The organism is Dietzia aerolata (genome assembly GCF_014144865.1).
GTDB lineage: Bacteria > Actinomycetota > Actinomycetes > Mycobacteriales > Mycobacteriaceae > Dietzia > Dietzia aerolata.
Genome location: NZ_JAALDM010000025.1, coordinates 1 through 11,422, shown reverse-complemented (window position 1 = coordinate 11,422; position 11,422 = coordinate 1). Strand labels below are relative to the sequence as shown.

The 11,422-nt window shown below is 69.6% G+C and carries 11 protein-coding genes, 1 tRNA gene and 1 pseudogene; 7 read left to right on the top strand and 6 right to left on the bottom strand.

Annotation, left to right across the window (positions count from 1 at the left end; all coding sequences use genetic code 11):
- From G6016_RS02100 to G6016_RS02090, 3 genes and pseudogenes are all read right to left on the bottom strand, one after another.
- Window positions 1–289: pseudogene (locus tag G6016_RS02100) on the bottom strand (hypothetical protein); the annotation flags it as partial.
- A 266-nt stretch (window positions 290–555) separates the two neighbouring features.
- Window positions 556–930, bottom strand: a complete 375-nt coding sequence (locus G6016_RS02095; protein ID WP_182631054.1) for an FmdB family zinc ribbon protein — start codon at window positions 928–930, stop codon at window positions 556–558.
- Between the two features lie 36 nt (window positions 931–966).
- Window positions 967–1,614, bottom strand: coding sequence for a 5-formyltetrahydrofolate cyclo-ligase (locus G6016_RS02090; protein WP_241729669.1), 648 nt, complete (start codon window positions 1,612–1,614; stop codon window positions 967–969).
- Here G6016_RS02090 and G6016_RS02085 point away from each other — a divergent pair.
- The 4 genes from G6016_RS02085 to sepX all read left to right on the top strand — a co-directional run bounded on the left by G6016_RS02085 (window position 1,613) and on the right by sepX (window position 6,040).
- On the top strand, window positions 1,613–2,512 hold the full coding sequence (locus tag G6016_RS02085; RefSeq protein ID WP_182631053.1) for a UTP--glucose-1-phosphate uridylyltransferase: 900 nt from the start codon (window positions 1,613–1,615) through the stop codon (window positions 2,510–2,512). The genes G6016_RS02090 and G6016_RS02085 overlap by 2 nt on opposite strands.
- Window positions 2,513–2,679: 167 nt before the next feature.
- Complete coding sequence (gene glp, locus G6016_RS02080) at window positions 2,680–3,942, top strand: molybdotransferase-like divisome protein Glp (protein ID WP_182631052.1); 1,263 nt, start codon at window positions 2,680–2,682, stop codon at window positions 3,940–3,942.
- 19 nt (window positions 3,943–3,961) lie between these two features.
- A complete protein-coding gene (locus tag G6016_RS02075) occupies window positions 3,962–4,621 on the top strand; it encodes a GNAT family N-acetyltransferase (protein ID WP_182631051.1) in 660 nt (219 codons plus the stop codon).
- A 120-nt stretch (window positions 4,622–4,741) separates the two neighbouring features.
- The gene (gene sepX, locus G6016_RS02070) at window positions 4,742–6,040 is read left to right on the top strand and encodes a divisome protein SepX/GlpR (protein WP_182631050.1); all 1,299 of its coding nucleotides are present in this window, start codon (window positions 4,742–4,744) and stop codon (window positions 6,038–6,040) included.
- A gap of 108 nt (window positions 6,041–6,148) precedes the next feature.
- Here sepX and G6016_RS02065 read toward each other — a convergent pair whose 3' ends face one another.
- Complete coding sequence (locus G6016_RS02065; protein WP_182631049.1) at window positions 6,149–7,900, bottom strand: bifunctional NAD(P)/FAD-dependent oxidoreductase/class I SAM-dependent methyltransferase; 1,752 nt, start codon at window positions 7,898–7,900, stop codon at window positions 6,149–6,151.
- A 106-nt stretch (window positions 7,901–8,006) separates the two neighbouring features.
- Here G6016_RS02065 and G6016_RS02060 point away from each other — a divergent pair, with 106 nt between their 5' ends.
- Both G6016_RS02060 and G6016_RS02055 read left to right on the top strand, forming a co-directional pair.
- Entirely contained in the window at window positions 8,007–8,564 is a 558-nt protein-coding gene (locus tag G6016_RS02060) for a cupin domain-containing protein (RefSeq protein WP_182631048.1), read from the top strand.
- Between the two features lie 122 nt (window positions 8,565–8,686).
- Window positions 8,687–8,759, top strand: a tRNA-Ala gene (locus G6016_RS02055).
- Between the two features lie 70 nt (window positions 8,760–8,829).
- Here G6016_RS02055 and G6016_RS02050 read toward each other — a convergent pair.
- Both G6016_RS02050 and G6016_RS02045 read right to left on the bottom strand, forming a co-directional pair.
- Window positions 8,830–9,342 (bottom strand): VOC family protein, encoded by a 513-nt coding sequence (locus G6016_RS02050; RefSeq protein WP_241729668.1) that lies wholly within the window; start codon window positions 9,340–9,342, stop codon window positions 8,830–8,832.
- A gap of 147 nt (window positions 9,343–9,489) precedes the next feature.
- Window positions 9,490–10,314, bottom strand: coding sequence for a potassium channel family protein (locus G6016_RS02045; RefSeq protein ID WP_206682278.1), 825 nt, complete (start codon window positions 10,312–10,314; stop codon window positions 9,490–9,492).
- A 159-nt stretch (window positions 10,315–10,473) separates the two neighbouring features.
- Here G6016_RS02045 and G6016_RS02040 point away from each other — a divergent pair, with 159 nt between their 5' ends.
- On the top strand, window positions 10,474–11,385 hold the full coding sequence (locus G6016_RS02040; RefSeq protein WP_182631047.1) for a dihydrodipicolinate synthase family protein: 912 nt from the start codon (window positions 10,474–10,476) through the stop codon (window positions 11,383–11,385).
- Window positions 11,386–11,422 lie beyond the last annotated feature (37 nt).

The following is an 11,422-nucleotide window of genomic DNA, read 5'->3' as shown; positions in this document are numbered from 1 at the left end:
GCGCGTCACCTGCTCCCGGGGAGCCGGCGTGGGCGTCGGGGAACCCGGGGGAGTGCCCCGGGGTGAAGCCGGCCAGCGTTCCCGAGCCGCCGGATGGCCCCGGGTGGCCCGAGTGCTCGCCGCTGGCGAGTCCGTCGCCCGTGCCGTAGCCCGTGAATTTGTCCGTGCCGCCGCCGGGGCCGCCGACGAACGGCGCGACCACCACGAGCGCCCCCGCCAGGGCTATCCGTGCCGAGCGTCGCCGACGCCAGCGCCCCGAGGCGGCGGAGGGAGCGATGAACCGGCGCATGGGGTCCCCTGTCGTTCGGCGCACGCGGCACCGCGGCACGGCGTCCGTGCAGCACCGCGGCGGTATGGGGCCGACGGTATCGCCGCCCATCCGGGCCGAGCCTCCCGCGGACGTCGGTACGCCGACGCCTGTGGAGGGGGAGGAACCTGTGGGGAAAAAGTTGCTGCAGGTGGGGGAAGAAAATCTGACGACGACGAGCCGACCATCAACCCCGAGAACATCAACGTACAGGGGCGCCGGGAATCCGGTCGCGCTCTAGGCGATCCCTAGGAACCGGATGGGGAGGAGCTGGCGCCCGAGGAGGAGCCGGAGGAGCTGCCGCCCGACGAGCCACCCGACGATCCGCTCGAGCTGCTGCCGCTGCCACCCGAGCTGCCCGACCCGCTGCCGGACCCGCCACCGGACGAGTTCGACCCCGAGCCCGACGAGCTGGAGTTACCCGATTCGCCCGACGAGCCGGCGCCCGTGCGACTGTCGGTGCGGTAGAAGCCGGAGCCCTTGAACACCACGCCCACCGTGTTGAACAGCTTGCGCAGTCCGCCTCCGCATTGCGGGCAGTCGGTCAGCGAGTCCTCGTCGAAGGACTGCTGGATGTCGAACGCGACATCACAGTCACGACAGCGGTACGAATAGGTGGGCATGGGACCTCCCGGGCAGCACGGACAACGACTGGCACTCTACTCCGCTGAGTGCCAGGTACCGAAGTCGAGAAGGCCGTCCTCGGTGATCACCCCGTCCACGGGCCGGTCGTGGTCCTCTGTCGGGACCGCGTCCAGGACGTTCTCCGAATCCACCAGCGCCAGCAGGCGGGCATCGGGGCGGGCCAGGCTCAACGACCGGTCGTAGTAGCCGCCGCCACGGCCGAGGCGATTGCCCCGCCGGTCCACCGCCACCGCGGGCACCAGGACGAGATCGGCCTCGGCGATCGTCTCGGGCCCACCTGGTGGCGCGGACGGGACGGGGATGCCGAACCGGCCGGACTGCAGATCAGCAGGGCCGGCGTATTGCGACCAGCCCAGTGGACCCACGGCGGGGGAGACCGGGAGAAGAATGCGCGCGCCACAGTCGGCGACACGCGCGAGCATCTCTGGGCCGCCGGCCTCGTCGTCGTCGGGTACAAAAGCGCAGACCACCATCCGGGCGGTGACGAGCGCGCCCAGGTGATCGAGGATCGCGGCATCACGAGACGCCCGCACCGCGGGCGGAACCGCGGCGCGCCGGGCGCGCACGATCGGCCTCAACTCCGACTTGTCCATGTCAGCAGTCTGCCCCCGGGCGAGGCGTGACGCTATCGGCGGCTGGTCGGCGTCTACAGTGTTGCCCATGACGTCCACCGCTTCGTCCGACTCGCAGTTCAGGACCGCCGTCGTCCCCGCCGCAGGCCTCGGGACCAGGTTCCTGCCCGCCACCAAGACGGTGCCCAAGGAGCTGCTTCCGGTTGTCGACACGCCCGGCATCGAGCTCATCGCCGAGGAGGCCACGGAGGCCGGCGCGGGGCGACTCGCGATCGTCACCTCCGAGCGCAAGGTCGGCGTGATGGCGCATTTCGCGGGCGACCCCGTGCTCGAGGGCACGCTCTCCGAGCGCGGCAAGGACGTGCTGCTGCACAAGGTTCGGCGCGCCCCCGGTCTGATCGAGGTCGTGGACGTGCGTCAGGAGGAGCCGCTCGGGCTGGGCCACGCCGTCGCACAGGTCGAGTCGGTTCTCGGCGCCGATGAGCAGGCCGTGGCGGTCCTGCTGCCCGACGACCTGGTCCTGCCCGGCGGGATCCTCGGTCAGATGTCGGACGTGCGGGCGGCGCGCGGCGGAAGCGTGCTGTGCGCGTTCGAGGTGGACCCGGAGAATGTCTCCTCCTACGGCGTGTTCGAGGTGGAGGACACCGACGACCCGGCGGTGAAGAAGGTGCTCGGCATGGTCGAGAAGCCCGCGGCCGAGGACGCGCCGTCGAACCTCGCGGCGGCCGGGCGCTACGTGCTGGACCGTGTGATCTTCGACGCGCTACGCCGCATCACGCCTGGCGCCGGCGGCGAACTGCAGCTCACCGACGCGATCGACATGCTCATCGACGAGGGACATCCGGTGCACGTGGTGGTGCACGACGGCACCCGTCACGACCTGGGCAACCCCGGCGGTTACATCAAGGCCTGCGTGGACTTCGCGCTGGACAACCCGGCGTATGCGGACGATCTGCGCGAGTGGCTGACCGGCCGACTCGGGTCCTGACGGCAGGCAACACGGACTGACCCGGCGTCGCTGCCGCGGTAGGAGGGCGTGCGGCCGCTACCCTCTCCCACAGAGGCCGAGGGGTCGTCCTCCCGCAGCGGACACACGGTGGCGCCGCGCGGGCTGGGGCCGATCCGGGCAGGACAGGTACGGGAAAGGGGGCACTGGTGCGCTCCGTCGAGGAACAGTTGGCTCTGGTGACGGCGGCCGCGGTCGCCCCGCGCCCGGTACGCGTGTCGATCTCCGAGGCGCAAGGTCTGCTGTGCGCTGAGGAGGTCGTCGCCGAACGACCGCTCCCGTCCTTCGACCAGGCGGCCATCGACGGCTACGCGGTCCGCAGCGTCGACGTTCGCGTCGACTCCGGGGACGGCGATGGCAGGGACGACGGCGCGAACGGCTCCGCGAGTCTGCCGGTCGTCGGACAGATCACCGCCGGTTCCCGCCAGCCCACGCGACTGCAGCCCGGCCAGGTCGTCCGCGTCGACACCGGGGCGCCCCTGCCCACGCTCGCCGATGCCGTCCTGCCCGTCGGATGGGCGGAGGCGTCAGGGCGGCACATCACGCCGACCCGTGGCGTCCGCACCGGCGATTATGTTCGGCGGATCGGTGACGACGTGCAGCCCGGCGACGTGGCCGTGCGTGCCGGCAGCATCATCGGCCCCGCCCAGGTGGGGCTGCTCGCCTCGGTGGGCCGGGCGAAGGTGCTCGTACACCCCAAGCCGCGGATGGCCGTGATCTCGGTCGGCGACGAGTTGATCGACGTGGACGGCTCGCCCGGCACCGGCCAGGTCTACGACGTCAACTCCTACGCACTGACCGCGGCCGGCCGCGACGCCGGTGCTGATGTGCACCGGGTGGGCATCGCCAGCACCGAGCCTGGGCGCCTGCGTGAGGTGCTCGAGGGGCAACTCGTGCGATCTGAGCTCGTGGTGGTCTCCGGCGCCGCCGGTGGCGAGGCCACCACCCGCATCCGGCAGGTCATGGCCGAGCTCGGCGAGATCGAGGTCAACCGGGTCGCCATGCACCCGGGTTCGGTGCAGGGATTCGGGCGCCTCGGCCGCGACGAGGTGCCCACATTCCTGCTGCCGTCCAACCCGGTCAGCGCGTTGGTGGTGTTCGAGATCATGGTTCGTCCCCTGATCCGCATCGCTCTGGGAAAGCGGCAACCGATGCGTCGGACGGTCCGCGCCCGCACCGTCGCCCCCATCTCCTCGGTCGAGGGCCGTCGTGGCTACCTGCGCGGACAGCTCATGCGCGACACCGACACCGGCGAATACCTGGTGCGCGCCCTCGGTGGTGCACAGGGGGCCTCCACACATCTGCTCGCCTCGCTCGCGGAGGCCAACTGCCTCGTGGTGATCGATCCGGAGGTGTCCGCGGTTCGCGCCGGTGACGAGGTCGACGTGATGTTCCTCGCCCAGCGCGGCTGACCAGTCAGGCGCCTCGGACATGTGGAGTGCCCTGACGAGCACGGCCGAAGACCACCCGGGCTGGCCGGTCCACGCCGGGCCGCTGCGCGTGCGTGCCGGGGTCGTCACCCTCCGGAGTGTCCGCCGCAGGGATGGCCGCGCCTGGTCCGGACTCAGGCTCGCCGAGCAGGACTACCTGGCGCCGTGGGAACCGACGATGGAGGGGCGCTGGAGCGATAACAACACCGCGCGCGCCTGGCCCGCGATGCACTCGCAGTTGCGTCGATACGCGAGCGTCGGCGCCACGATTCCCGCCGTCATCGAACTGGACGGGCAATTCTGCGGGCAGATCACCATCGGCGGGATCGTGCGTGGCGCCCTGCACTCGGGGTGGATCGGCTACTGGGTGGGCCGCCCGTTCATCGGTGGCGGCGTGGCCACCGCGGCGCTCGCCTTGGGGGTGGACCATGCGCTCGGCGCGGGGGCGTTGCACCGTGTCGACGCGACCGTCCGCCCGGAGAATCAGGCCAGCCGGGTGGTGCTGGATCGCTGCGGGTTCCGCGAGGAGGGTCTGCTCAAGAGATACCTCCACGTGGACGGCGCATGGCGGGATCACCTGTTGGTCGCGCGCACCCGCGAGGAGCACGGCCGGGGTGTCGTCGCCGCCCTCGTGGACTCCGGGTTCGCCCAGCGCGTCTGAGTATGTCCTGAGCATCGTGACCTGCGGCGCGCCGCCACAATGCGGGGCGCTCCCACCGTTACGGTTGGGACCTCACCACGACGTTCCGTGTCGGGGTAGACGCTCGAGGAGGCCTGATCGATGTCGAGCTCGCTGCTGATCATCCTGCTGGTGGTGGTCTGGCTGTTCGTCCTCGCGCCGATGCTCATCCGGTCGCGCAATCCGATCCGCCGCACCGGTGAAGCACTGGCTCAGACACGAACGCTGTACTCCGGCGGATCCGGCCGGCTCGTGCCCAGTCGTGGACCCGTCGCCGTCGACCCGGTCCAGGCAGAGGCCGAGGACTCGCTCTTCGGTCTGCCGTCCGGTGCCGGTGCCACAGATGCGGAGCTACTCGACACCGAGAACTGGGAGTACCTGCTCGAGCAGACGCTGCGCCGCGAGGCGGCCGGGCGTCGCGGCGAGGCCGTTCGTCGGGCGATGGAGGAGCGTCGCAACTCCGTGTCCGGTGCCGACACGGCCTCGGAGGAGATCACCACGGAGATCCCGGCTGTCGTGGTGTCCGACGACGACGAGGCGGCAGAGGCCGTCGCCTCGGTCGACGAGCGGACCGCTTCGACTGTCGCGGCGAAGATCGGCAGCGTGGAGGACCGAACCAGCGAGGTCCGCACCGCCGATATCCGTACCGAGACCGAATCGGAGCGCCACACGCCCGCGGCTCACTCCCCGACATCGGACGCGCCCACCACCTCGAATCGGGAGGCAGCCGAGTCGGTGCGCCCCGAGGTGGTCGACGGCGAGCTTCTCGAGCGTCCCGCGACCCGACCGGCGGCCGAGCACACCGAGGTGGCCGATCACGACGAGGACGCCGCCGGAATCGACGCGGAGGCGGTGCATTTGCATCGTGGTCGTCGTCGTCATTCCGAGCCCGAGGTGGAGCTCACCGACGCGGATCTGAACTTCGCCGAGCGGCGCCGTGGCCGCGGTGCCTATGACCCGATGGCCGACCGCAAGGCTGCCGAGCAGCGAGCCCACGCCCGCCAGCGCACCGCGCTCATGTTGGTCGGACTCGCGGCGATCGCCGTGATCACGGCACTGTTCACCGTCCCCGCCGTGTGGTGGTTCGCCGGCGGCGCCGTGCTGCTGTTGGGTGCCTACCTGACCTACCTGCGTCGTCAGGTGCGGCTCGAGGAGAGCCTGCGTCGACGCCGCGTCGAGCGGATGCGCCGGGCCCGTCTGGGTGTCGAGTCTCGCGAGGACGACGAGCTGTCGGTGGTGCCGCCGCGCCTGCGCCGTCCCGGAGCCGTGGTGTTGGAGACCGACGACGAAGATCCCGCATTCGACGTGTTGGACACCTTCGACCGGGACCTCGACGGCGATCCCGGCCACCACGATGGTCGGCCCACGCATCGCGAGCCGCTACGGCGGGCAGTGGGCTGATGCTCCCACTGGAGCTCACCTGACGACGTCAGGCTGACAGCCGACAGGTCTTCGAATAAGCGAAACGAGACGCCGCGACCAGAAGTCTGGTCGCGGCGTCGCGCTCTTTCAGCCGCGGCGCCGCAGCATGAGGACGCCATCCTTGACGGTGGCGGTCTGCGTGCCATCGGGGGAGGTCATCTCGCGAGGACGGATCTCCTGTCGCACGACTTCCCAGCGAGTCGGATCCAGTGCGAGTTGCTGGAGCTCCTCTGCCGGCGTGGGCATCGAGTGGAAATCATGATCGTGGCTATGGCCGTGGCCGTCGCTGTGGTCATGACCGTGGTCATGACCGTGGCCGTGACCGTGGCCATGGTCATGCCGCTTGTCCTTGCTCTTGCCGGGGCCCCACGACGGGATGTCATCCGGGCTCTCGAATACATGGGTGACGAGCAGCAGATGCCCGCCGGGGCGGATCCAGTCGGCGGCACGGCGGAGGATCTCGATGCGCTGCAGTTCGACTTCCGAGTGGAAGAAGCTGGCCGTGACCAGATCAAACCGCTGGTCCGTGTCCCAGGTGGTCAGGTCATGGGACACCCACTCGATGCTGTCCCCGACCCCGCGGGCATCGGCGGCGCCGGCACCGCGCGAGACCGCGGTGGGGGAGATGTCCACCGCGGTCACCCGCCAGCCCTGCTCGGCGAGCCACACCGCGTCGCCGCCCTCACCGCAGCCGAGGTCGAGGACCTCGCCGGCATCGAGTGTGTCCACGACAGCCGCGGTGGTGGCATTGACCTTGCCCGACCAACGGATGCGGCCCTCGGAGTACTCGCCCTCCCAATGCTCTGCGGGTGAGGCCTCGACGGGTGAGTCCTGGCTGGATGAGCCCTGCGCGAGGTCAAACTCCTCGGTCACCAGAGCCATGTTGGCCATCGAGCCGGTCATCGCACCCGCCGACATGGACACCGGGACGGTCGCACCGGGGCTGCTGACGTTTCCCACGGCCCAGATACGGGGGTGACTGGTGCGGCCGGTCATGTCGGTGGCTAGGAACGAGCCCATCGGGTTGGTCTCTCGATCCAGGTTCAGGTGCGCCACGAGTTCGTCATGGGGCTGGGCGGTGGAGGCGACGAAGATCGCGTCGAGCGCCACTTCGCTCCCGTCGGCCAAACGTACGCCGCTCAGCTCGCCACCGGAGGACAGGACCTCCTCGACCGGGGTGTCCACGAACTGCACCCCGCGCGAGCGGAGACGCTTCGCGGTCTTCTGGTCGATCTCACCGAGTGCGGCAGTGAAGAACACGAGATCATCGCTCCACTGCCGGACGAGCTCGGCCTGGTGTAGAGACATCTCATAGGTGCCCAGAACCGCCAGCCGCTTCCCGCGGACTTCCCAGCCGTGGCAGTAGGGGCAGTGCAGCACCGCCGAACCCCAGTGCTCCTGGAGGCCGGGGACGTCGGGAAGCCCGTCGGTCATTCCGGTCGCCAGGATCACCGCCCGTGCGTAGGCCGGGGGAGCGTCGGCGAACCGGATGAGCAGAGAGTTGTCGGCGGTGGCGGTTTCTTCGACGGCCGTCACCGCGGTTTGTCGGATCGTCACGTCGTACGCTGCGAGTTCGTCGCGACCCCGCTGCAGGAGGTCGGCGGGCCGAGTGCCGTCGTCGCCGAGGACGCCGTGCATGTGCGCGGCGAAACGGTTGCGCGGCGTACCGGTGTCGGCCACCAGTACACGTCGGCGCGAGCGGCCCAGCATCTGCGCCGCGGACAGGCCCGCCGCGCCGCCGCCGATGACGATCGCGTCCCACTGCTCGTGCTGAGTGCCGTGGTCGTCATGGGTGTGACTGGGGCCGGAGGAGTCGTGGTCGTCTCTGCTGTGTTCCATATGTGCAGTCTCCGGACACTGTGCGTAAACTGCAAACAATCTTGCAACAATGGCAAGGAAAGTGTTTGTGGCGGTGTCAGGGCGAGCGGTTCGAGAGGGTGGCACGGTGTCAGGGGAGATCAAGCAGGTAGGCGCGAGGCTGAGGGCATTCCGGCACAGTCGGGGCTGGACGCTGGACGAGCTCGCCGAGCGCGCGGAGATGTCGGCGAGCACGCTGTCGAGGCTGGAGTCCGGCAAGCGGCAGGCCAGCCTGGAACTCCTGCTCCCGCTGGTCCGGCAACTCGGGATCCGGCTCGATGACCTGGTCGAACCCGAGGTGGTGGATCCCCGGGTTCGGCGCCCCGTCATCCACCGCGAGGGCATGGTGATCGCGCCCCTCGCGCCGGAGGGCTCACCTGTCGCCACCTACAAGATCACCTACCCGCCGTCGACGGAGGCTCCCGAGCCACGGGTGCACGACGGCTTCGAGTGGCTCTACGTGCTCAGCGGCAAGCTACGGTTGGTTCTGGGCGACCAGGAACTCATCCTCACCCGGGGCGAAGCGGCCGAATTCGACACCCGGGTCCCGCACAGCCTGTCCGCCGCCGGGGCGCGTCCGGCGCAGGTGATCAGCATCTTCAATGACGACGGCATGCGGATGCACACCCACACACCCGCGGAGTGACGGTGCCGCACGGCTGCCGGTTTGGTTTGCGCACCCGGCGTACTGGTAAGGTATTCCTCGCTGCCCGAGAGGGTGGCATCTTCGCCCGCGAGGGCGGAATCACCGGTCCACGGGATCGGTGAGGGGCTATAGCGCAGTTGGTAGCGCGTCTCGTTCGCATCGAGAAGGTCAGGGGTTCGATTCCCCTTAGCTCCACAGAAAATGCAGTTCAGAGGCCGTTTCCGCGGATAGCGGGAGCGGCCTCTGACCCTTGGTTGCGGTGCCCTCAGCTCCCCGGCACCGGGTCCTGCCCGGCTCCGTGCTCGGCGACGTAGGCCTCGGGCCCGTCGGCGGCTGCCTGCGGATCCATGAAGGCGAACTCCAGAAGGTGGCCGTCGAGGTCTTCAATGCTGCGCTGGTACATGAAGCCGTAATCCTGCGCGGGCTTCGACTCTCGCCCGCCCGCTGCGAGCCCGGCTTTCATGGTCTCGTCGACGTGCTCGCGAGAGTCCCTCGAGAGCGCGATGATCACCTGCGCGCTGGTGTGCGCGTCGACGATCGGCTTGTCGGTGAACTGGCTGAAGTGCTCGTGGGTGAGCACCATGAAGTGGGTGTTGGCGTCCCAGACGATTCCCGCGGCGTTCTCGTCGGTGAACATCGGATTGATCTCGGCGCCCAGGGCGACGTAGAACGCTTTGGCCGCATCGAGATCGGTGGTGGGGAGGTTGACGAAGATCATGTGGCGCTCCTCGGTGGAGTGGCCGGCGCGGACGTGGGCCGTGCGCGCTGCGGACCGCATGGCAAAGCCTTGTCCCGCCGAGGGATCGTGTCAACGGCGCAATGATGTCAATTGGGAGGCGGCGCCTCGGTAGTCGGTGGCTGCCCGGCACCGCCCTGCCCCGCGCCGGCCTCCTCTGCAGCGACCCCCTCCTCCGCAGCGCCCGCCTCATCCGTCCTGACCGCCGCACCCGCAGCCCCCCGCGGCGTCTCCGGGCGCATCGACGAGAGCGTCCTTGCGGAGCGTCAGTTGCTCGGCGAGGACGGAAATTACCAGCGCGGTGGTGGTGCCGACGATCGCGATCCCGCCCATCATCAGGCACACGGCAAGGACGCGCCCCAGCGCGGTGATGGGCACAAAATCGCCGTAGCCGACGGTGGACAGGGTGGCGAATCCCCACCAGATGGCGTCGTCGAGGTTCACGATGTTTGCGCCTGGAGTGCCGCGCTCGACCAGCCAGACGGCGGAGGAGATGAAGTACACGAACATGAACATGAACAGCAGCGTCGTGATGAGCAGCCGGGCCCGCAGGGTGGTGCCCGAGCGTCGGAACGCGGGGATCCGCCACAGGTAGACGACGATCACGAACGGCCGCAACAGGGGCAGGAGCAGGCCGATCGGCTCGAACCAGTACCGCTTGAAGAACTCGCGAGCAGCCTGCCGGGCGAGGAAAAGTCGAATGAGGAACTCGAGGAGGACGACGCCGTAGGTTACGACCGCGCCGATCAGGGTGGTGCGGCGAAGGTCGTCGTCGTGGATCGATCCGGCCAGCAGGGCGAGCGACGCGGAGAAGAACACGATCGAGGACACAAAGACCGGCCAGGCGGTGAACCGCTCGAAATGCTGGGCGCGCCGGATCGGGGCGGGGATGTCCTGGGTCGCCTGGCGTCGGGGTGTCGAGGTGGCTGGCGCCGGCGATGAGGGAGACGTCGGCGGCGTCCCCTGCGGGGCCGAAATATTTGACGACGACGACAACGACGACGACGAGTTCATGCCATCGACGCTAGTCGTCGCACCCGAGACGTTCAGTGCCCTTGACGCAGATGGATCGCCCCGGCGGAGAGCTCTCACGGGCCGCGCAAACGGACCCGGGAAGCGGCTAGCAGCGATCCCGGGAACACGAGATTTGGAGCCGGGTGCATACTGGCATGCGTGTTCAGTGGACTGAGTGCATTCCCCTTGACCCCGTTCACCGGCGCCGGGCCGGATCGGGGAGGGGTTCCGGATCTCGATGCGTACGCCCGGCTGATCAACCACCTGGTTCGTTCGGGGGTGGATTCGATCGGCGCGCTCGGCTCGACGGGTGGGTACGCCTACCTGAACCGTGCCCAGCGCCGGTCGCTCGCGCGCACGGCCTCCGTCGCGGCGGGGGCCAAGCCGGTGATCGTCGGCGTGGGGGCCCTGACGACCCGGGACATGCTCGGGCACGTGGCCGACGCCGAAGACGCGGGCGCCGCCGGGGTGCTCGTGCCGGCGCTGGGCTACCAGCCGCTGCGTGCCGCCGAGGTGGTCGCGTTGTTCGAGCAGGTGACCTCGGAGACCGATCTGCCCGTCGTGGTCTACGACAATCCGGGCACCACCGGTTTCACCTTCACCCGCGAGGTGCTCACGGAGATCGCCGCGATGCCCAAGGTCGTCTCGGTCAAGATCCCGCCGGTGTCCGCCGAGGTCCAGCAGGCGTGCGCGCAGGTCACGGACCTGCGGGATGCGGTCTCGCGGTATGTGGCGCTGGGGATCAGTGGCGACCGCGCCGGTGCCTGTGGGCTCCTGGCCGGGTGCGACACCTGGTACTCCGTGTTGGCCGGCGTGTTCCCGCGGACCTGTGCCGCCATCACCCGCGCCGCGCAGGCCGGGGACGGTGAGCAGGCTCTCGCGCTGTCCGCGGAACTGGATCCGATCTGGGATCTGTATGACAGGTTCGGGAGCTACCGGACCGTGTCAGCGATCGCCGACGAGATCGGGCTCGTGCGTCCGGAGAGTCTCCATCGGCCGGTGCTGCCACTCGCCGGCGACGAGCGCGAGGCGGTCCGCGCGGCGCTGCAGGCCGTCGGCCCCCGCGACTGACCGCGGGACCGGTGACCGACTCCGCGGCTGACCCCGC

Coding starts and splice junctions, on each gene's coding strand:
- G6016_RS02085 (WP_182631053.1), top strand. CDS start 1,613: ATGACGTCCACCGCTTCGTCCGACTCGCAGTTCAGGACCGCCGTCGTC.
- G6016_RS02090 (WP_241729669.1), bottom strand. CDS start 1,614: ATGGGCAACACTGTAGACGCCGACCAGCCGCCGATAGCGTCACGCCTC.
- G6016_RS02075 (WP_182631051.1), top strand. CDS start 3,962: ATGTGGAGTGCCCTGACGAGCACGGCCGAAGACCACCCGGGCTGGCCG.
- G6016_RS02065 (WP_182631049.1), bottom strand. CDS start 7,900: ATGGAACACAGCAGAGACGACCACGACTCCTCCGGCCCCAGTCACACC.
- G6016_RS02045 (WP_206682278.1), bottom strand. CDS start 10,314: ATGAACTCGTCGTCGTCGTTGTCGTCGTCGTCAAATATTTCGGCCCCG.
- G6016_RS02050 (WP_241729668.1), bottom strand. CDS start 9,342: ATGCGGTCCGCAGCGCGCACGGCCCACGTCCGCGCCGGCCACTCCACC.
- G6016_RS02095 (WP_182631054.1), bottom strand. CDS start 930: ATGCCCACCTATTCGTACCGCTGTCGTGACTGTGATGTCGCGTTCGAC.
- sepX (WP_182631050.1), top strand. CDS start 4,742: ATGTCGAGCTCGCTGCTGATCATCCTGCTGGTGGTGGTCTGGCTGTTC.